The sequence below is a fragment of the Bradyrhizobium sp. ORS 111 genome, from assembly GCF_045571485.1.
Classification (GTDB): Bacteria; Pseudomonadota; Alphaproteobacteria; order Rhizobiales; family Xanthobacteraceae; genus Bradyrhizobium.
Genome location: NZ_CP120701.1, coordinates 7,630,976 through 7,650,349, shown reverse-complemented (window position 1 = coordinate 7,650,349; position 19,374 = coordinate 7,630,976). Strand labels below are relative to the sequence as shown.

17 protein-coding genes are annotated in these 19,374 nt (G+C 64.8%); 15 read left to right on the top strand and 2 right to left on the bottom strand.

Annotation, left to right across the window (positions count from 1 at the left end):
- The first annotated feature begins 209 nt into the window (after positions 1-209).
- The 5 genes from pstC (at position 210) to phoB (ending at position 4,456) form a co-directional block, all read left to right on the top strand.
- The gene (gene pstC, locus P6U30_RS35375) at positions 210-1,199 is read left to right on the top strand and encodes a phosphate ABC transporter permease subunit PstC (protein ID WP_407167283.1); all 990 of its coding nucleotides are present in this window, start codon (positions 210-212) and stop codon (positions 1,197-1,199) included.
- Positions 1,200-1,203: 4 nt separating this feature from the next.
- Positions 1,204-2,049, top strand: a complete 846-nt coding sequence (gene pstA, locus P6U30_RS35370) for a phosphate ABC transporter permease PstA (protein ID WP_407167282.1) — start codon at positions 1,204-1,206, stop codon at positions 2,047-2,049.
- Complete coding sequence (gene pstB, locus P6U30_RS35365) at positions 2,046-2,864, top strand: phosphate ABC transporter ATP-binding protein PstB (protein ID WP_407167281.1); 819 nt, start codon at positions 2,046-2,048, stop codon at positions 2,862-2,864. Before pstA ends, pstB begins: the two co-directional genes overlap by 4 nt.
- Before the next feature lie 102 nt (positions 2,865-2,966).
- Positions 2,967-3,686: a phosphate signaling complex protein PhoU gene (phoU, locus tag P6U30_RS35360; protein WP_407167280.1), complete on the top strand. Its 720-nt coding sequence runs from the start codon at positions 2,967-2,969 to the stop codon at positions 3,684-3,686.
- Positions 3,687-3,745: 59 nt separating this feature from the next.
- Positions 3,746-4,456 (top strand): phosphate regulon transcriptional regulator PhoB, encoded by a 711-nt coding sequence (phoB, locus tag P6U30_RS35355; protein WP_016844067.1) that lies wholly within the window; start codon positions 3,746-3,748, stop codon positions 4,454-4,456.
- Between the two features lie 223 nt (positions 4,457-4,679).
- Here the strand turns inward: phoB and P6U30_RS35350 are convergent, their stop codons facing one another.
- Positions 4,680-5,192 carry a GcrA family cell cycle regulator gene (locus P6U30_RS35350; RefSeq protein ID WP_280974276.1) on the bottom strand — a complete coding sequence of 171 codons (513 nt, stop codon included), beginning with the start codon at positions 5,190-5,192 and terminating at the stop codon, positions 4,680-4,682.
- A gap of 484 nt (positions 5,193-5,676) precedes the next feature.
- On the opposite strand from P6U30_RS35350, the gene P6U30_RS35345 reads away from it, so the two are divergent.
- The 3 genes from P6U30_RS35345 to P6U30_RS35335 all read left to right on the top strand — a co-directional run bounded on the left by P6U30_RS35345 (position 5,677) and on the right by P6U30_RS35335 (position 9,010).
- Positions 5,677-6,885 carry an aspartate aminotransferase family protein gene (locus tag P6U30_RS35345; RefSeq protein WP_407167279.1) on the top strand — a complete coding sequence of 403 codons (1,209 nt, stop codon included), beginning with the start codon at positions 5,677-5,679 and terminating at the stop codon, positions 6,883-6,885.
- On the top strand, positions 6,885-7,811 hold the full coding sequence (gene argF / locus P6U30_RS35340; RefSeq protein WP_407167278.1) for an ornithine carbamoyltransferase: 927 nt from the start codon (positions 6,885-6,887) through the stop codon (positions 7,809-7,811). The genes P6U30_RS35345 and argF overlap by 1 nt, the downstream gene beginning before the upstream one ends.
- A 197-nt stretch (positions 7,812-8,008) precedes the next feature.
- A complete protein-coding gene (locus P6U30_RS35335) occupies positions 8,009-9,010 on the top strand; it encodes an Hsp33 family molecular chaperone (protein WP_407167277.1) in 1,002 nt (333 codons plus the stop codon).
- A 172-nt stretch (positions 9,011-9,182) separates the two neighbouring features.
- On the opposite strand, the gene apaG is transcribed toward P6U30_RS35335, so the two are convergent.
- The gene (gene apaG, locus P6U30_RS35330; protein ID WP_407167276.1) at positions 9,183-9,581 is read right to left on the bottom strand and encodes a Co2+/Mg2+ efflux protein ApaG; all 399 of its coding nucleotides are present in this window, start codon (positions 9,579-9,581) and stop codon (positions 9,183-9,185) included.
- 284 nt (positions 9,582-9,865) lie between these two features.
- Here apaG and P6U30_RS35325 point away from each other — a divergent pair, with 284 nt between their 5' ends.
- The 7 genes from P6U30_RS35325 to P6U30_RS35295 all read left to right on the top strand — a co-directional run bounded on the left by P6U30_RS35325 (position 9,866) and on the right by P6U30_RS35295 (position 19,326).
- Positions 9,866-11,113 (top strand): OpgC domain-containing protein, encoded by a 1,248-nt coding sequence (locus P6U30_RS35325; protein ID WP_407167275.1) that lies wholly within the window; start codon positions 9,866-9,868, stop codon positions 11,111-11,113.
- Complete coding sequence (locus P6U30_RS35320; protein ID WP_407167274.1) at positions 11,110-11,883, top strand: SGNH/GDSL hydrolase family protein; 774 nt, start codon at positions 11,110-11,112, stop codon at positions 11,881-11,883. The genes P6U30_RS35325 and P6U30_RS35320 overlap by 4 nt, the downstream gene beginning before the upstream one ends.
- 14 nt (positions 11,884-11,897) lie before the next feature.
- Positions 11,898-12,911: an SGNH/GDSL hydrolase family protein gene (locus P6U30_RS35315; RefSeq protein WP_407167273.1), complete on the top strand. Its 1,014-nt coding sequence runs from the start codon at positions 11,898-11,900 to the stop codon at positions 12,909-12,911.
- 194 nt (positions 12,912-13,105) lie between these two features.
- Complete coding sequence (gene glpK / locus P6U30_RS35310; RefSeq protein WP_407167272.1) at positions 13,106-14,608, top strand: glycerol kinase GlpK; 1,503 nt, start codon at positions 13,106-13,108, stop codon at positions 14,606-14,608.
- A gap of 202 nt (positions 14,609-14,810) precedes the next feature.
- Positions 14,811-17,255, top strand: a complete 2,445-nt coding sequence (locus P6U30_RS35305; RefSeq protein WP_407167271.1) for a penicillin acylase family protein — start codon at positions 14,811-14,813, stop codon at positions 17,253-17,255.
- Positions 17,256-17,500: 245 nt separating this feature from the next.
- Positions 17,501-18,447 (top strand): IS630 family transposase gene (locus P6U30_RS35300; RefSeq protein ID WP_407167131.1). Its coding sequence is split into 2 segments (ribosomal slippage): positions 17,501-17,837 and positions 17,837-18,447, totalling 948 coding nucleotides; the frame shifts between segments, so codons are not numbered across the junction.
- Positions 18,448-18,732: 285 nt separating this feature from the next.
- Positions 18,733-19,326: a GNAT family N-acetyltransferase gene (locus tag P6U30_RS35295; protein ID WP_407167270.1), complete on the top strand. Its 594-nt coding sequence runs from the start codon at positions 18,733-18,735 to the stop codon at positions 19,324-19,326.
- The last annotated feature ends 48 nt before the right edge of the window (positions 19,327-19,374 follow it).

Below are 19,374 nucleotides of genomic sequence, written 5' to 3'. Positions count from 1 at the left end.
GAACCAAAGCTGTGCCGCCCACGGGGCGGCACAGCCTCTGCAACCGGATCCGGACTCCGTCATTATCGCGACAAGCCTGGAGTTCGGGAGCGGCGCCCCGGAAGGCGCAACCGGAACGGCGTCGGTCAAAAAACGTCGGTGACGATCGCTTCGGGGCGTAGCGGGTTGCGCAGCTTTTACATAGTAGAGAGGGGATTGGCGTGGCTGACATGGCTGTTCAGAGCGATGTGATGGAAGCTGCCGGACCTTACGATCGCGCCAAGGCCCTCAGCGCGTTCAAGCTCGGTGATGCCGCCTTCTACTGGGTCACCCGGATTTCGGCGATTTCGGTTCTGTTGATCCTCGGCGGCATCATCCTGTCGCTGATCGTCGGCGCCTGGCCGGCGATGAAGGAATACGGGTTCGCCTTCCTGTGGACCCAGCGCTGGGCGCCATCGGCCGATCCGCCGGTGCTCGGCGCGGTCGGTCCGGTCTACGGCACCCTGATCACGTCGACCATCGCCATGCTGATCGCCATTCCCGTGGGCATTGGCATCGCCGTGTTCCTGACCGAACTCTGCCCGCAATGGCTGCGCCGACCGATCGGCATCGCGGTCGAGTTGCTCGCCGGCATCCCCTCGATCATCTACGGCATGTGGGGCTTCTTCGTGCTCGGCCCGTTCCTCGCCAACACGTTCCAGCCATTCATGATCCGCATCTTCGAGGGTGTGCCGGTGCTCGGCAGCGTCTTCGCGGGCCCGCCGTCCTATCTCAGCCTGTTCAACGCCTCGCTGATCCTCGCGATCATGGTGTTGCCGTTCATCACCGCGATCTCGGTCGACGTGTTCAAGACCGTGCCGTCGGTGCTGAAGGAAGCCGCCTACGGCATGGGCTGCACCACCTGGGAGGTCGTCCGCAGCGTCGTGATCCCCTACACCCGGGTCGGCGTGATCGGCGGCATCATGCTGGCGCTCGGCCGTGCGCTCGGCGAGACCATGGCGGTGACCTTCATCATCGGCAACTCGTTTCGCATCTCGTCGTCGATCTTCGCGCCGGGCACCACGATCTCGGCGGCGATCGCTTCCGAATTCGCCGAAAGCGACGGCCTGCACCAGTCCGGCCTGATCCTGCTCGGTCTGCTCTTGTTCGTGCTGACCTTCTTCGTGCTCGCCGCAGCGCGGTTGATGCTGCTGCGTCTGGAAAAGAAGGCGGGGAAGTGACGCCATGAACCCGATCTACAAATCCCGCCGCCGCAGCGACATCGTCGTCCGCGCCCTCTGCATCGGCGCTGCGCTATTCGGCGTCACATGGCTGGCGCTGATCCTGCTTACGCTGCTCTACAACGGCGTCGCAGGGCTGAGCGTGCAGCTCTTCACCGAGAACACCCCGCCGCCCGGCTCGACCGAAGGCGGTCTGCTCAACGCCATCGTCGGCTCGATCATCATGACCGTGATCGGGGTCGGTATCGGCGCGCCGCTTGGCCTGTTCGCCGGCACCTACCTTGCCGAGTACGGTAGACATGACAAGCTCACCTCGGTGATCCGCTTCATCAACGATATTCTGCTCAGCGCGCCCTCGATCATCATCGGCCTGTTCATCTATGGCGCCGTGGTGGTGCCGATGCGCGGCTTCTCGGCGATCGCCGGCTCCCTGGCGCTCGCGGTGATCGTGATCCCGGTCGTGCTGCGCACCACCGAGGACATGCTGCTGCTGGTGCCCAATCCGCTGCGCGAGGCGGCCAGCGCGCTCGGCCTGCCGCGTTCGCTGGTAATCAAGCGGATCGCATATCGTGCCGCCCGATCGGGTCTGATCACGGGCGTGTTGCTGGCCACCGCCCGCGTCGCCGGCGAAACCGCCCCGCTGCTGTTCACCGCGCTCTCGAACCAGTTCTTCAGCCTGAACCTGACCAGCACGATGGCCAATCTGCCGGTGACCATCAACAACTTCGTGCAGAGCCCCTATGCCTACTGGAAGGAGTTGGCCTGGAGCGGTGCACTGCTCATCACCTTCACCGTGCTCGCGCTCAATATCGGTGCGCGCATCCTAGGTGCCGAAAGGGCTGCAAAATGACCGAGCTTTCCGTTTCGATGACTGCCGCGAGCCACGTCCCCCAGGTGCCGCTTCCAGAGGCGCCGCCGAAAGTGACGGTGCGCAATCTCAACTTCTACTACGGCGAGCACCACGCGCTGAAGAACATCAACCTGACGCTCGGCACCAACCGCGTCACGGCGTTCATCGGCCCGTCGGGCTGCGGCAAGTCGACCCTGCTGCGCATCTTCAACCGGATGTATGATCTCTATCCGGGTCAGCGCGCCGTCGGCCAGTTGATGCTGGACCAGACCAACATTCTCGACCCCAAGCTTGACCTCAACCTGTTGCGCGCGCGGGTCGGCATGGTGTTTCAGAAACCGACGCCGTTCCCGATGACGATCTACGAGAATATCGCGTTCGGCATCCGCCTCTACGAGAAGATCTCGAAGTCCGAGATGGACGGTCGCGTGGAGAAGGCGCTGCGCGGCGGTGCGCTGTGGAACGAGGTCAAGGACAAGCTGAACGCCTCGGGCCTCTCGCTGTCCGGCGGACAGCAGCAGCGCCTGTGTATCGCCCGCACCGTCGCGGTGCGGCCCGAGGTGATCCTGTTCGACGAACCGTGCTCGGCGCTCGACCCGATCTCGACCGCCAAGGTGGAGGAGCTGATCCAGGAACTGTCCGAGGACTACACGATCGCGATCGTCACCCACAACATGCAGCAGGCGGCGCGCGTCTCTGACAAGACCGCTTTCATGTATCTTGGCGAACTGATCGAGTTCGACGACACCAACAAGATCTTCACCTCGCCGAGCGACCGACGGACCCAGGACTACATCACCGGCCGGTTCGGCTAGAGCATGATCCGGAAAAGTGGAGACCCGGTTTTCCGATGAGATCATGCTCAAACAAGGAAATGAGATCATGATCCGGCCGGATCATGATTGAAGGAGCAAGCGATGGTTTCTGAACATACCGCCAAGGCATTCGACAGCGATCTGCAGGAACTCACCCGCCTGGTCGCCGAGATGGGCGGCCTCGTCGAGCGCATGATCACCGAGTCCGTCGACGCACTGATCCGCCGCGACGTCGCGCTCGGCAAGCGCGTCGTTGCCGCCGACGTCGAGATCGACGGCCTGCAGCGCATCATCGAGGAGCGCGCGGTGCTGACGATTGCGCGTCGCCAGCCGATGGCGATCGACCTGCGCGAGATCGTCAGCGCGATGCGGGTGGCGACCGACCTCGAGCGGATCGGCGATCTCGCCAAGAACATGGGCAAGCGCGTCGCGGCCCTCGAGAGCGATTTCCAGCCGTTGAAGCTGATCCGCGGCCTCGAGCACATGACCGATCTGGTGCTGTCGCAAGTCAAGTCGGTGCTCGACGCCTACGCCGCGCACGACTTGCCGGCCGCGATGACCGTCTGGAAGGGCGACGAGGAGGTCGACGCGATCTGCACCTCGCTGTTCCGCGAACTGCTCACCTACATGATGGAGGATCCGCGCAACATCTCGTTCTGCATCCATCTGATGTTCTGTGCCAAGAACATCGAGCGGATCGGCGACCACGCCACCAACATCGCCGAAACCGTGTTCTACATGATCGAAGGCCAGCAGATCACCGACAAGCGCCCGAAGGGCGACATGACCACCTTTGCCACCACGGTGCCGGGTAACGGCTAGCTGAGGTGTTTGGTTCGCCTCTCGGGCAACGGATCAACACAGAGAAAGAACATAGACCGATGAGCGCACGCATTCTGGTAGTCGAAGACGAGGAAGCGCTGACGACGTTGTTGCGCTACAACCTCGACGCGGAAGGCTACGACGTGGAGACGGTCGGACGCGGCGACGACGCCGACACAAGGCTGAAGGAGCGTGTTCCCGATCTCGTGGTGCTTGACTGGATGCTGCCGGGCCTCTCCGGCATCGAGCTGTGCCGCCGCCTGCGGGCGCGGCCTGAGACCAAGCAGCTTCCGATCATCATGCTGACGGCGCGCGGCGAGGAGAGCGAGCGGGTGCGGGGCCTCGCCACCGGCGCCGACGATTACATCGTCAAACCGTTCTCGGTGCCGGAGCTGCTGGCGCGCGTGAAGGGCCTGTTGCGTCGCGCGAGCCCTGAGCGGCTCGCCACCGTCCTGACTTACGGCGATATCGAGCTCGACCGCGAGAAGCGCCGCGTCGCGCGCTCGGGCCGGCCGATCGATCTCGGCCCGACCGAATATCGCCTGCTCGAGTTCTTCCTCGAGCATCCCGGCCGCGTGTTCAGCCGCGAGCAGCTTCTCGACAGCGTCTGGGGCCGCGACATCTATATCGACGAGCGGACCGTCGACGTGCACATCGGCCGCTTGCGTAAGCTGCTCAATCCCGGCCGCGAGCAGGATCCGATCCGCACCGTGCGCGGTGCCGGCTATGCGCTCGACGACCGCTTCGCCAAGGCGGAGCCGCAGCCGTAAGGCGCGGGCAGCAGATAACCACAGCGTCGTCCCGGCAAAAGCCGCGACCCATAACCCCGAATGCAATTTGTTGCGCGAAGTCGGAACGACGAGTCCTGTTCACAACACAAGCCGCGGCGGATGGGTCCCGGCCTGCGGCAGGACGACGCTGTGACGTAGAGGTAGTCCCCTCACAAAAAAATCCCCGCTTGCGCGGGGATTTTGTTTCCACGGCCTATGATGCTCACCGGGTCGGCGGCTTGTTGGCGGGCCTGCGCCGGTCGGCAGCCGGCTGGTAGGCGACGCGCGAGTGGTGCGCGCAATAGGGCAGGCCGGTGAGCGCCTTGCCGCCGCAGAAGAAGAATTCAGGGCTCGAGGGGTCGCCGACTGGCCAGTGGCAGGTCGCCTCGTTCAGCTCGAGCAGCGACAGCCGCTGGCTCATCGGCACCACATTGTCATAGGCGACCGGATCCGGCTCCAGCTCGACCTCGAAGGCGTGGGCGAGCGCGGTGTTGCCGCGCGAGACCGGGCGCGCCACCCGCATCATATGTTGGGCGGGACGGGCCTTGCGCTGTCGCGGGGCAGCGGTGGAAGGGGCCTTGGCACGGCCGGATAGGCCAAGCCGATGCACTTTGCCGATCACGGCGTTTCGCGTCACATTGCCGAGTTCCGCCGCAATCTGGCTGGCCGACAGGCCCGCCTCCCAGAGCTTCTTGAGCTGCTCGACGCGATCATCGGACCAGGTCAATACCGTCATCGCATTCTTCCCTTCGCCTTGCGCCGGCCAGTCATCGGAGCGGCGCTGCGAGCCAAATCTGACAAATATCCCTGCGGTCAGAATCCCTTAGCCCTCGCCGGACGCGGTTTTGCGCCCGAACGTGTACGCAGAACGAAAGCTACTTAGAGGGTCCAGTACTGCCGCACGAGATGTCGTATCCGACAGGCCAAACGCTACAATATGGCGTGACTCTGGCGCAAGAGTCCGCGGCAGCGCGTCCACATGTTCCGACATTTATGCATTGCAATGAGGCTTTTCCACCTCACCGGTATGCTCGGGATTGCGCGCGTTTCGCACTGCAGGAAGGCCACTTCGTGGCGATTGACAGCGACTGCCCGCAGCATACAATGCCTTCCACGTGCCGCCCGAAAAGGCGGCACGTTTTGTTTTCCGAAGCTGGCCGTTGCTGCGCTGGCGTTAAGGCACGCGGCAATTGTCGGCCTCAAACCCGTCAGTGATTGCCATGACCAATAGCGCCACGTCGCATCTGCTTCCCGTCTTCGCCAGGGTCGATCTCGGCTTCGAGCGCGGAGAGGGCGCCTGGCTCATCGCGACCAACGGCGACCGCTATCTCGATTTCACCTCGGGCGTCGCGGTGAACGCGCTCGGGCATGCGCACCCTCATCTGGTCAAGGCGCTGCAGGAACAGGCGACCAAGCTCTGGCACATGTCGAACCTGTTCAAGAGTCCGGACGGCGAGGCGCTCGCCGCGCGGCTCTGCGAGCAGAGCTTTGCCGATTACGTGTTCTTCTGCAATTCCGGCGCGGAAGCGATGGAAGGCGTGATCAAGCTGGTCCGCCATTATCACTTCTCCAAGGGACATCCCGAGCGCTACCGCATCATCACTTTCGAAGGCGCGTTCCATGGCCGCACCTTGGGAACCCTCGCCGCCACCGGTTCCGCCAAATATCTCGAGGGCTTCGGCCCGCCGATGGACGGCTTCGACCAGGTTCCGCATGGCGACATCGAGGCGGTGAAGAAGGCGATCGGGCCGCACACCGCCGGCATCCTGATCGAGCCGGTGCAGGGCGAGGGCGGCGTGCGTTCGGCGCCGCAAGCCTTCTTCAAGGCGCTGCGCCAGCTCTGCGACGAACACGGCCTGTTGCTTGCGTTCGACGAGGTGCAGACCGGCATGGGCCGCACCGGCGAATTGTTCGCCTACAAGCGCGTCGGCGTCACGCCCGACGTGATGTCGCTCGCGAAGGCGCTCGGCGGCGGGTTCCCGATCGGCGCGGTTCTGGCGAGCGCAAATGCTGCGGCCGGCATGGCGCCGGGTTCGCACGGCTCGACGTTCGGCGGTAATCCGCTGGCGGTGGCGGCGGCCAATGCCGTGCTGGACGTGATGCTCAAACCTGGCTTCTTCGATCACGTGCAGAAGATGTCGCTGCTGCTCAAGCAGAAGCTCGCCTCGGTCGTCGATCGCTATCCCGGCGTGATTTCGGATGTGCGCGGCGAAGGCCTGTTGATCGGCGTCAAGGCCGTGGTGCCATCGGGCGATCTCGTCACCGCACTGCGCGAGCAGAAGCTGCTCACTGTCGGCGCCGGCGACAATGTCGTCCGATTCCTGGCGCCCCTGATCGTGACCGAGGCCGAAATCGACCACGCCATCGGAAGCCTCGAGCGCGCCTGCTCCGCGCTGTCGGCGGCGCAGCCGAAGAAGGCGGCCGGATGATGAGCAAGCCGGTCCGCCACTTCCTCGACATCAACGAATTGCCGCTCGGCGAGCTGCGCAACATGCTCTCGGCCGGCGCCGCCATGAAGGCGAAGCTGAAGGCCCATGAGAGGGGCAAGAAGCCGCTCGAAGGCAAGACATTGGCGATGATCTTCGAGCGCCCGTCGACCCGTACGCGGGTCTCGTTCGACGTCGGCATGCGCCAGCTCGGCGGTGAATCAATCATGCTGACCGGCGCCGAGATGCAGCTCGGCCGCGGCGAGACCATCGCCGACACCGCACGCGTGCTGTCGCGCTATGTCGACGCGATCATGATCCGCATCCTCAACCACGATGCGTTGCTGGAACTCGCAGCGCACGCCACCGTTCCCGTGATCAACGGGCTGACGCGCCGCTCCCATCCATGCCAGGTGATGGCCGACTTGATGACCTTCGAGGAAAATCGCGGGTCGATCGAGGGCAAGACAGTGGCCTGGACCGGCGACGACAACAACGTGCTCGCCTCCTGGGCGCACGCCGCCGAGCGCTTCAAGTTCAATCTCAACGTCGCGACCCCACCGGAGCTCGCGCCGAAAAAGGCGATGCGCGACTGGATCAAGGCGACCGGTGCGCCGATCGTACTCGGCAGCGATCCGGAAGCCGCGGTCCGCGGCGCAGATTGTGTCGTCACCGACACCTGGGTGTCGATGGGCGACAAGGAGGGCGAGCATCGCCACAACGTGCTCAGGCCATACCAGGTCAATGCCAAGCTGATGTCGCTGGCCAAGCCTGGTGCGCTGTTCATGCACTGCCTGCCGGCGCATCGCGGCGAAGAGGTCACCGACGAGGTGATCGACGGTCCGCAGTCCGTCGTGTTCGACGAGGCGGAAAACCGCCTGCATGCGCAGAAGGGCATTCTGGCCTGGTGTTTTGACGCGGTCGCGTAGTCATTCGACGTTATCGTCCCGGCCAAGCGAAGCGCGAGCCGGGACCCATACGCCGCGGCCTGTGAAAAAGGCACAAGGGGAGACGCCTTGTGTGATGACGAACTGTTGTGGTTATGGGTCCCTGCTTTCGCAGGGACGACGATCTCTCGTTGAGTGAACCCCTTTATTTCACGGTCCGAGACCCCAGATAGAGCGCCATGGTTCCACAATCCCCCGACACCAAAATCGCTGCCGAGGCGCCAACCCGCGCGCCATCGGCCATTCCGGTTGACGACGCAGTGCTGGCCTTCGAGGTCGACGCGCTCGACCTGCGCGGCCGGTTGACCCGGCTCGGCCCCGCGCTCGACGAGATCTTGCACAAGCACGATTATCCGCCGCCGGTCGGCAAGCTGCTGGGCGAGGCGATCGTACTGACCACGCTGCTCGGCTCCTCCGTGAAGTTCGAGGGTCGCTTTATCCTGCAGACCCGCACCGACGGCCCGGTCTCGCTGCTGATCGTCGATTTCCGGGCGCCCGACCAGTTGCGCGCTTATGCGCGCTACGACGCCGCTCGCCTCACGCCGGGCCTCAGCTCGGGTGAGCTGCTCGGCAAGGGGCATCTGGCGATGACCATCGACCAGGGCTCGAAGACGAGCCGCTATCAGGGGCTGGTCGCGCTGGAGGGCGGCAGCCTGGAAGACGCGGCCCACGAGTATTTCCTGCGCTCCGAGCAGATTCCAACGCGGGTCCGTCTTGCGGTCGGCGAGGAGATGCGCGGCGGCGAAGGTGGCAAGCTGCACTGGCGCGCCGGCGGCATCATGCTGCAATTCCTGCCGAAGGCGCCGGAGCGCGCCAAGCAGGCCGATCTGCATCCCGGCGACGCGCCCGAGGGCACGGTCGCGCACAGCGTGCCCGAGGACGACGCCTGGGTTGAAGGTCAGTCGCTGATCTCGACCGTCGAGGATGTCGAGCTGATCGACCCCGATCTCTCCGGCGAGCGGCTGCTCTACCGCCTGTTCCACGAACGCGGCGTCCGCGTCTTCACCCCGCAACCGCTGCGCGCGCAGTGCTCCTGCTCGCGCGACGCGGTGTCCGCGATGCTCAAGAGCTTCACGCCGAAGGATCGCGCCGACATGGTCAAGGACGGCAAGGTGGTCGTGACCTGCGAGTTCTGCTCGTCGGTCTACGAATTCACGCCGGACGAAGCGGGCGTGGAGTAGGGCACGGTCGTCGCCACAACGAGCGCGTCGTCACCCGCGAACGCCGATGATCCAGGGTAGGGTGGGCAAAGCGAAGCGTGCCCACCATCGTTCGACGCCGAACTATATCTGGTGGGCGCGGCGCTGACGCGCCTTCGCTCACCCTACGGCACTGGTATTGCGGTCGCGCGCGTTAATTCAAGACCCTTTTGCCGTCCGGGCTCGGGCTGTCGAGCGAGAAGGTCGGCACGTCGATCTCGAAGCGTTCGCCGCTCTCGCTGACCATCAGGTAGCTGCCGGTCATGAAGCCTGAGGCGGTCGGTAGCGGCACCCCCGAGGTGTATTCGAAGCGCTCGCCGGGGGCGAGCACCGGCTGCTCGCCGACCACGCCCTCGCCACGCACCTCCTGGCGGCGGCCGGTGGCATCGGTGATGATCCAGTGCCGCGTGCGCAACTGCACGGTCTCCGGGCCGGAATTGACGATCACGATCGTGTAGGACCAGAAATATTCACGCCGTTCGACCGACGAGCGATCCGGCATGAAGTTCGGCTCGACGGTGACTTCGATCTGGCGGGTAACGGCGCGGTACATGCAGCAAATTCCGATGGTCTTGGAGCATGATCCGAAAAAGTCGGTCGCGGCTTTCCGGATCGCTGAGACGGAAAGCCATCATATCGAATTGGGCCGCCGGAACCAATCGGGTGCCGGGGCGGCGAAAGGCCGGTCCATTCGGGACCGGTCCATCGCGGTTTCAACATAGTTCCGTCCTAGAGCGCGGCGGCATGCCGCCACTGCCGGCGCTTTGTCCGCTCGTTGCGGGCCGATATGATGTTTTCGCATGGCGTGCGAGTATCCCGCAGCCGACATGGTGCTTGATGAGCTCGATTGCCGACCCCATAGCGAGTTCGCCCGCGGCGGAAGCCAAGGCGGCGAAGACCAAGGCGGTCGCGCCGGCGATCACGCTGCCGGCGGCCGGCGAGCGTGAGCTGCGGCTCGATCTGTTCCGCGGGCTCGCGCTCTGGTTGATCTTCATCGATCATCTGCCGACCAATCTTCTGACCTGGCTCACGATCCGCAACTACGGATTCTCCGACGCTACCGAGATCTTCATCTTCATCTCCGGCTACACCGCAGCATTCGTCTACGGCCGCGCGATGCTGGAGGCGGGTTTCACGATCGCGACCGCGCGCGTGCTGCGCCGAGTCTGGCAGATCTATGTTGCGCATGTCTTTCTGTTCACGATCTTCCTCGCCGAGATCTCCTACGTCGCGACCTCGTTCGAGAACCCGCTCTATACCGAAGAGATGGGGATCATGGACTTCCTCAAGCAGCCCGACGTCACCATTGTCCAGGCGCTGCTGCTGCGCTTCCGCCCAGTGAATATGGACGTGCTGCCGCTCTACATCGTGTTGATGCTGTTCCTGCCGCTGATCCTGTGGCTGATGAAGTGGAAGCCCGATGTCACGCTCGGCCTGTCGGTGCTGCTCTACGCGCTGACCTGGCAATTCGATCTTTACCTGTCGGCCTATCCGAACGGCGTCTGGGCGTTCAACCCGTTCGCTTGGCAATTGCTGTTCGTGTTCGGCGCCTGGTGCGCGCTCGGCGGCGCGCGACGGATGTCGCATATCCTGGCGTCGCCGATCACGATGTGGATCTGCATCGCCTATCTGGTCGCGGCGTTCTTCGTGACGCTGACCTGGCACGTGCCGCAGCTCGGTCACGTCATGCCGAAGATTATCGAGCAATGGATGTATCCGATCAACAAGACCGACCTGGACGTGCTGCGTTTCGCGCACTTCCTGGCGCTCGCCGCGTTGACCGTGCGCTTCCTGCCCAAGGATTGGCCGGGGCTGAAATCGCCCTGGCTGCGACCTTTGATCCTGTGCGGCCAGCATTCGCTTGAGATATTCTGTCTCGGTGTCTTCCTCGCCTTTGCCGGTCACTTCGTGCTCGCCGAGGTGTCGGGCGGTGCCGTACTGCACGCCTTGATCAGCGTCTGCGGCATCCTCATCATGTGGGGCATGGCGTGGATCATTTCGTGGTACAAGCACTCTGCCGACAAAGGCGCCTCGCGAACGAAGGGCGCCGGCGGCAACGCCGATCTGGCGGGAGGGGGAGCATGAAGTCCGCGCGGACGATGCTGGGACTGACGCTGCTTGCCGCGTGCCTTGCGGCGGCACCGGCGCGGGCCGGCGACACCGCCGCGGCCGAACCGCCGCAACAGCCTTGTGACGTCCCCGCCTATCTCTTGGCGAGCGAGAGCTCGTTGCCCAAGGTCACCGACGCCGTCAAGAGCGGCCGTCCGTTGGAGGTGCTGGTCGTCGGCAGCCGCTCCTCCACCATTCCCGCCAACGAGGCGAGTGCCTACCCGGCCGAGTTGCAGGCCGCGCTGAAGGAGGCATTGCCGACAGCGACGATCAATCTATCCGTAGAATTACAGGCAAAACACACCGCCGAGGAGACCGGGGGAACCCTCGTTAAGCTTGTTGAGGCAAAAAAGCCGACTTTGGTTATCTGGCAGACCGGAACCGTGGATGCTATGCGAGCGGTTGATCCCGATGATTTCCGCGCCGCTGTCGACGACGGAGTTGTTGCGTTGCGGAACGCCGGGGTCGATGTGGTTTTGGTTAATCTGCAATACAGCCCACGTACGGAGACGATGATCTCTGCGCCGCCATATCTGGACAATATGCGCGTGGTGGCCCAGCAGCACGATGTCCCGCTGTTCGACCGGTTCGCGATCATGAAGCAGTGGAGCGATGCCGGGTATTTTGACCTGTTCAGCACCGCGCATGGCGTCGATCTGGCCAAGCGCGTGCATGGCTGCCTCGGCCGGGCGCTGTCGAAATTCGTGATCGATGCCGCCCATCTGGGCTCGACGCAGCAGAATTAAAGGATCTGGAGTAAATGCGTTTGACCGTCCCTTTTCGCCCGATGACATGGCGGAGCGTGTGCGCCATTGCCGCGCCCCTGCTGCTGGCGCCTGCCGCGATCGCGCCGCTTCATGCGCAGACCGCGCCGGCCGACCAGCATGCCGCGCTGTCGCCGGGCGCAAAATCCGACAACGCTAAGCCTGATGCGGCTCAGCCTGCGGCGACGACGGCTGCTCCGGCAAGCTCCACCGACCAGCGCAGCGCGGCCGCCGCGGCGCTCGACAAGGTCAAGCAGGCTGCGAAGTCCGCCGGCGACATCTTCCGCCGCGTGCCCTGCCTGCAGCCGAAGGGCGTAGCGAACACCACCGGCTCGCTGCCGCACGTCGCAGCCAAGCTCGCTGACGGCCGGCCCGTCGTCATCATCGCGTTCGGATCGTCGTCGACCCAGGGCTACGGCTCGTCGGCGCCGGAGTTCACCTATCCGAACCGTCTCGCCGCGCAGTTGCGCCGGCATTATCCGTCGGCCGACATCACCGTGCTCAATCGCGGCATCGGCGGCGAGGATGCACCCGAGATGATGAAGCGGTTGCAGACCGAGGTGATCGACGTGCACCCCGATCTCGTGATCTGGCAGGTCGGCACCAATGCGGTGCTGCGCAACCTCGATCCGAAGGAGACCGGCAAGCAGGTCGAGGATGGCGTGGCGCGCATCCAGGCCGCGGGCGCCGACGTCGTGCTGGTCGATCCGCAATATTCGCCGCGTGTCACCGAGCGTCCCGAAAGCGCGCGTGGCATGGTGAAGCTGCTCAGCCGCATCGCCGCGCTGCGCCACGTCGGCATCTTCCCGCGCTTCGAGGTGATGCGCGACTGGCACGAGCAGCAGGCGATTCCGATCAATGATTTCGTCATCTCCGACGGCCTGCACATGAACGACTGGGGCTATGCCTGCTTCGCGCAGTTGCTCGGCGACGACATCATCCACTCGGTCGGCCAGATCAAGCTCGGCGTCAACGTCCCCTCCGACGTGCGGGCGTATCGTCCGATGTGATCTTTCCACTTGCTCGTCATGCCCGGCCTTGAGCCGGGCATCCACGTCTTGGTCTCCACGCGCGGAAGACGTGGATGGCCGGGTCAAGCCCGGCCACGACGATTGGAAAGGGCCAGCCAACCTTGACGTTGCCGCGGTAATCCGCTCCTTTGGCTCCGATAAATCACCCTTCGGGATGCCTTAAGGAAACGCTCATGTCTTTCGTGCTGGCCATCGATCAGGGCACCACCTCGTCGCGCGCCATGGTGTTCCGCGGCGACATCTCCATTGCGGCGGTCGCGCAGCAGGAATTCCCGCAGCATTTCCCGGCCTCGGGCTGGGTCGAGCACGAGCCGGAGGACATCTGGACCTCGACCGTCATGGTGTGCCGCGAGGCGCTGGAGAAGGCCGGCCTGAAGGCGAAGGATATCGCCGCGATCGGCATCACCAACCAGCGCGAGACCACCGTGGTGTGGGACCGCGCCACCGGGCAGGCGGTGCACCGCGCCATCGTCTGGCAGGACCGACGCACTGCCGACATCTGCGCCGCGCTCAAGGCCGAGGGCCACGAGCCTGCGATCTCCGCCAAGACCGGCCTGATCATCGATCCCTATTTCTCCGGCACCAAGGTCGCCTGGATGCTCGATCACGTGCCGGGCGCACGCGAGCGCGCCGAGCGCGGCGAATTGCTGTTCGGCACGGTCGACAGCTATCTGCTGTGGCGACTCACCGGCGGCAAGGTGCACGCCACCGACGCCACCAACGCCTCGCGTACGCTGCTGTTCAATATCCACACCGGCGAATGGGATGACGATCTCATCAAGCTGTTGCGGGTGCCGCGCTCGATGCTCCCGGAGGTCAAGGATTCCTCTGCCCGTTTCGGCGAGAGCATCCCCGATTTGTTCGGCGGCCCGATCGCGATCTCCGGCATCGCCGGCGACCAGCAGGCCGCGACCATCGGCCAGGCCTGCTTCGAGCCGGGCATGATGAAGTCGACCTACGGCACCGGCTGCTTCGCGCTGCTCAACACCGGCACGACGCCGGTCGCCTCCAAGAACAAGCTGCTCACCACCATCGCCTATCAGCTCGGCGGCCAACGCACATATGCCCTCGAAGGCTCGATCTTCGTCGCGGGAAGCGCGGTGCAGTGGCTGCGCGACGGGCTCGGCATCATCAAGCATGCGGCCGAAACGGGCCCGCTCGCCGACAAGTCGGACTCGATGCAGAGCGTCTATCTGGTGCCGGCCTTCGTCGGCATGGGCGCACCGTACTGGAATCCGCGCGTGCGCGGCGCGCTGTTCGGGTTGACCCGCAACACCGGCCCGGCCGAGCTCGCGCATGCGACCTTGGAGAGCGTCTGCTACCAGACCTTCGATCTGTGGGCCGCGATGCGCACCGACTGGCCGGAGGCCAACGCCGCCAACGCCGTGCTGCGCGTCGACGGCGGCATGACGGCGTCGGACTGGACGATGCAGCGCCTCGCCGATCTGCTCAACGCGCCGGTCGATCGCCCGATGATCCAGGAGACCACGGCGCTCGGCGCCGCCTATCTCGCCGGGCTCAACGCCGGCGTCTATCCGGAGCCCGTGAAATTCGCCGACAACTGGCGGCTCGAGCACCGCTTCAAGCCGGCGATGAGCCAGGCCACCCGCGAGCGCAAGCTCGCCGGCTGGGCCCGCGCGGTGAAGGGCGTGCTCGCGAGCGACGAGGGGGAATAGTGGCGCGAGCACGCTGCCTGCGCCTCTCCCGCTTGCGGGGGAGGCCGGATCGCATCGTAGATGCCATACGGGTGGGGGCTCTCTCCGCGTAATGACTAGTCCCATCGCGGCGACCCCCCACCCCAGCCCTCCCCCGCGAGCGGGAGAGGGAGCCGCCCCGCTGCGGTCCATAATCAATAACAACCATCGGAGACAGAACAACATGAACACGGATCTCAACCGGGTCGCAAAACTGCTGAGCGCCGCGATCTGCGCCGCAATGCTGGCTGCGCCCGCAGCCGCGCGTGAAAAGGAGAACCCGCTCGTCTCGGCGCGCCAGGTTAGGACCGACGTCGCTGGGCTGAAGGCGCCGGGTCAGATCCTGGTCGATGTCTGGGGCATTCCGCACATCTATGCCGGCAACGAGCACGACCTGTTCTTCCTGCAAGGCTTCAACGCCGCGCGCGACCGGCTGTGGCAGATCGATCTCTGGCGCAAGCGCGGGCTCGGCCTGCTGGCGAAGGATTTCGGGCCCGCTTATGCCGAGCAGGACAAGGCGCTGCGCCTGTTCCTCTATCGCGGCGACATGACAGCGGAATGGGCCGCCTACGGCCCGAAAGCGAAATCCTATGCGGAGGCCTTCGTCGCCGGCGTCAACGCTTATGTCGCCGACGTCAGGGCCGGCAAGCGCGCATTGCCGATCGAATTCCGCATCGCCGGCACCATGCCCGATCTGTGGTCGGCGGAGGACGTGGTCCGCATCCGCAGCCATGGCCTCACGCGCAACGTTGCCTCCGAGGTGAAGCGCTCGCTGGTCGCCTGCGCCGCCGGCCTCGATGCCGATCGCTTCCGCGTCAAGCTCGAGCCGGCCTGGGCCACGAAGATTCCCGATGGCCTCGATCCCTGCAGCGTGCCGAAGGCCGTGCTCGCGGCCTATGATCTCGCCACCCGCCCGGTGAAGTTCGCCGCGCCAAAGGACCAGAAGGCTGCGCTGGCGCATGATCCCGACACTTTCCTTAGCCAGGCCGACCAGCAGCGCGACACCATCGGCTCCAACAACTGGGTGATCGCGCCGTCGCGTACCGCGACCGGCCGGCCGATCCTCGCCAACGATCCGCACCGCGAGCACTCGGTGCCGTCGCTGCGCTACATCGTCGGCCTCAACGCGCCCGGCATCTCCGTGATCGGCGCGGGCGAGCCGGCGCTGCCCGGCATCTCGATCGGCCACAACGACACCATCGCGTTCGGCCTCACCATCTTCAACGTCGATCAGGAAGATCTCTACGTCTATGAGCTCAATCCCGATAATCCGAACCAGTATCGCTACGGCTCGGGCTGGGAGGACATGCGCATCGTCCACGAGAAAGAGCAGGTGAAGGGCGAGGAGACCCGCGACCTCGAGCTCAAGTTCACCCGCCACGGCCCGGTGATCTATGTCGACGCCGCCAACAAGCGCGCCTTCGCCGTGCGCTCGATCTGGTTCGAGCCGGGCACCTCGGCCTATTTCGGCTCGTCGGACTACATGACCGCGAAGAACTGGAATGGCTTCCTCGCCGCGATGCGCCGCTGGGGCGCGCCGTCGGAGAACCAAGTCTACGCCGACACGTCAGGCAATATCGGCTGGGTCGCCGCCGGCAAGACGCCGCGCCGCGTCAGCTATGACGGCCTCATGCCGGTGCCCGGCGACGGCCGCTACGAGTGGCAGGGCTTTCTGTCGCTCGACGATCTGCCGAAGCTCTACCGTCCGAAGCAGGGCTTCATCGCCACCGCCAACCAGATGAACCTGCCGGCGGACTATCCGGTCGATGCGCGCCGGGTCGGCTTCGAATGGGCCGACAGCGCGCGCTGGCAACGCATCACCGAGGTGCTGGAGAACAACAACAAGGTGTCGCTGGCGGATTCGATGAACCTGCAGAACGACGACACCGGCATGTTGGCGCGCCGGCTGGTCGCCCTGCTGAAGCCGTTGTCCTCCGACGATGCCAACGTCAAGAAGGGCCTTGATCTGCTGAAGACATGGGACGCGCGCGATACCGCGGATAGTGCGGCAGCCGCGGTCTACGAGGTCTGGATCGCAAACCATCTCGGCCCGGTGCTGCTCAAGACTACAGCGCCGAAGGCCGCGGATATGATCGCCCCGGAAGCCTCCAGCATCTCCGCGATCGTGGCCTATCTCGAAAAGCCCGATAGCGCGTTGGGCAGCGATCCCGCAGGCGAGCGCGATCGCGTGCTGCGCGATAGCCTCGGCGAGGCCGTTGCCGATGTCATCTCCAAGCTCGGGCCCGATGCGTCGACCTGGCGCTGGGGCCGCCTGCACGTCGCACAGTTCAGTCACGCACTGATGCCGCTCGCCGACAAGGCGACCGCCACGCAGATGCTGGTCGGCCCGCTCGCCTTCGGCGGCGCCGCCAACGTGCCGCGCGCGGCCACCTACCGCCGTTCCGACTATCACCTGATCTCCGGCGCCTCGTTCCGCATGGTGCTCGACGTCGGCAATTGGGACGCCAGCCGCACCATCAACACTCCCGGTCAATCCGGCGATCCCTTCAGCGGCCACTACCGCGACCTCGCGCCGCTATGGGCCACCGGCCAATACGTGCCGCTGCTCTACAGCCGCGGCGCCGTGGAGGCCGCGACCGCCGAAGCGATCACGCTGACGCCAAGATGAGTGAGGGAACACTCCAAAAATTCCGCTGTCGTCCCGGGCAAGCGCAAGCGTGACCCGGGACGCATAACCACGATTGCGAATTGATTGGCAACGCTGTGGCCAGAGCCTTCGCGACAACACCGTCCTGTGGTTATGGGTCCCTGCTGTCGCACTAGAGCGGGTCCCGACCGGATTGAATCGTTTGGGATTCCCAAATCGGGCTGGTTCTGATTCAAGCTGCCTGCCGGTGAAGGAGGCCGGCGGGTATGGCAGCATCTCTTTCAGTCGATCTTCGCAAGCGTGTGGTCGGCGCCGTTGAGGGCGGCATGTCGTGTCGAGCGGCTGCGGCGCACTTCCGTGTGGGAGTATCGAGCGCGATCCGTTGGGTGGCGCAAGCGCGCGCGACGGGCGAGGTGACGCCAAAGCCGCAGGGCGGCGACCGACGCTCCCAGGCGATCGAAGCGCAGGCCGAGCGCATCCTTGCGCTGCTTGCGACCAGGCCGGACAGCACGTTGGAGGAGCTGAAGGCGGCGCTCGCGGCCGATGGACACGTCTTCAGCGTCTCGGCGTTGTCGCGCTTCTTTCAGCGCCGCAAGATCACGCTCAAAAAAAGACCGCGCACGCCGCCGAACAGGAGCGGCCAGACGTCCTAAAGAAGCGGGAGCAATGGTTCGATGGCCAGATCGACCTCGATCCCGACAAGCTCGTCTTCATTGATGAGACATGGGCGTCGACCAATATGGCGCGAACCCGCGGGCGGGCGCCTCGCGGCGAACGGCTGCATGCCGCCATTCCGCACGGCCACTGGAAGACGACGACCTTCGTCGCCGGCCTGCGGCTGTCAGGCATGGTCGCGCCGATGGTTCTTGATGGACCGATCAATGGGCGCGCGTTCCAGGCCTATGTCGATCAGGTGCTGGTCCCCGAATTGCGGAAAGGCGATATCGTCATCATGGACAATCTCGGCAGCCATAAGGGCGCCGGCGTGCGCGCGGCGATCGAGGCTGCCGGCGTAAAGCTCCTCTATCTTCCGCCCTACAGCCCCGACCTCAATCCGATCGAGAACGCCTTCGCCAAGCTGAAAGCGCTGCTGCGCACGGCTGCCGCGCGCACCGTCGAAGGCTTGTGGAGCGCAATCGGGCGCTGCCTCGACTGCTTCACGTCCCGCGAATGCGTCAACTACTTCAAAGCCGCTGGATACGAGCCAACCTGATCGGGAACCGCTCTAGGGCATCTACATGTCTTCCGGAGTCTTCTCAACGACTTAGCTAGCAACGCAGAGAAACGCCGCACTTTTGCTAAGCTCTGCTCGCGAAATGGCGTCATCGAGTGGCAAGCAAGTCCTTGATCGAGAGTCACTTTTCGGTCCGGAAAAGATGTGTAGATGCCCTAGTGCTGTCGCAGGGACGACTGCGAATGTTTGGCTGATATCTCGGCTTGCTTCACCTGCTCCTGCAGGTCGAGTATCGCCTGCAACGTAGGAAACGGAGGTCACTTGATGCCGCAGCCCGATGGCTACTCCGATGTCCCCGCCGGCAAGATCGCCGCCGTCGTCACGCATCTCGAGATGACCGCGTGTCCATCGCGGCGCGACGACCCGCCCGGCGCATGGCGCCTGCGCCGGGTCGAGCGGCCCGCGCTCGACTGGTACCGCGATCTCTATCGCCGCGTCGGCGAGGAGTGGCTGTGGTTCTCCCGCGCGCGGATGAGCGATGCGACACTCGCCGTGCTGATCCACACGCCCGGCGTCGAGGTCCATGCGCTGAGCGCTGATGGAAGCGACGAAGGCCTGCTCGAACTCGATTTCCGCGAGCCCGGCCAGTGCGAGCTCGTCTTCTTCGGCGTCACCTCAAAGCTGATCGGCACCGGCGCGGGCCGTTACCTAATGAACCGCGCGCTTGAACTCGCCTGGAGGAACGACGTCGGGCGTGTCTGGATGCACACCTGCACCTTCGATCATCCATCCGCGCTCGCCTTCTACCAGCGCTCGGGCTTTCGTCCGTTCCGGCGGCAGATCGAGGTCGCGAATGATCCGCGGCTCGATGGCACCACGCCGCGCGATGTGGCGCGGCATGTGCCGGTGATCGAGTGAGTAGCTGCATGCTTCGTGTCGTATATTGCAACGCGGCGCCGCTCGGCT

Excerpts from the sequence above, each read along its gene's own strand:
- pstC (WP_407167283.1), top strand. The coding sequence starts at position 210 with ATGGCTGTTCAGAGCGATGTGATGGAAGCTGCCGGACCTTACGATCGC.
- pstA (WP_407167282.1), top strand. The coding sequence starts at position 1,204 with ATGAACCCGATCTACAAATCCCGCCGCCGCAGCGACATCGTCGTCCGC.
- pstB (WP_407167281.1), top strand. The coding sequence starts at position 2,046 with ATGACCGAGCTTTCCGTTTCGATGACTGCCGCGAGCCACGTCCCCCAG.
- phoU (WP_407167280.1), top strand. The coding sequence starts at position 2,967 with ATGGTTTCTGAACATACCGCCAAGGCATTCGACAGCGATCTGCAGGAA.
- phoB (WP_016844067.1), top strand. The coding sequence starts at position 3,746 with ATGAGCGCACGCATTCTGGTAGTCGAAGACGAGGAAGCGCTGACGACG.
- P6U30_RS35350 (WP_280974276.1), bottom strand. The coding sequence starts at position 5,192 with ATGACGGTATTGACCTGGTCCGATGATCGCGTCGAGCAGCTCAAGAAG.
- P6U30_RS35345 (WP_407167279.1), top strand. The coding sequence starts at position 5,677 with ATGACCAATAGCGCCACGTCGCATCTGCTTCCCGTCTTCGCCAGGGTC.
- argF (WP_407167278.1), top strand. The coding sequence starts at position 6,885 with ATGAGCAAGCCGGTCCGCCACTTCCTCGACATCAACGAATTGCCGCTC.
- P6U30_RS35335 (WP_407167277.1), top strand. The coding sequence starts at position 8,009 with ATGGTTCCACAATCCCCCGACACCAAAATCGCTGCCGAGGCGCCAACC.
- apaG (WP_407167276.1), bottom strand. The coding sequence starts at position 9,581 with ATGTACCGCGCCGTTACCCGCCAGATCGAAGTCACCGTCGAGCCGAAC.
- P6U30_RS35325 (WP_407167275.1), top strand. The coding sequence starts at position 9,866 with ATGAGCTCGATTGCCGACCCCATAGCGAGTTCGCCCGCGGCGGAAGCC.
- P6U30_RS35320 (WP_407167274.1), top strand. The coding sequence starts at position 11,110 with ATGAAGTCCGCGCGGACGATGCTGGGACTGACGCTGCTTGCCGCGTGC.
- P6U30_RS35315 (WP_407167273.1), top strand. The coding sequence starts at position 11,898 with ATGCGTTTGACCGTCCCTTTTCGCCCGATGACATGGCGGAGCGTGTGC.
- glpK (WP_407167272.1), top strand. The coding sequence starts at position 13,106 with ATGTCTTTCGTGCTGGCCATCGATCAGGGCACCACCTCGTCGCGCGCC.
- P6U30_RS35305 (WP_407167271.1), top strand. The coding sequence starts at position 14,811 with ATGAACACGGATCTCAACCGGGTCGCAAAACTGCTGAGCGCCGCGATC.
- P6U30_RS35295 (WP_407167270.1), top strand. The coding sequence starts at position 18,733 with ATGCCGCAGCCCGATGGCTACTCCGATGTCCCCGCCGGCAAGATCGCC.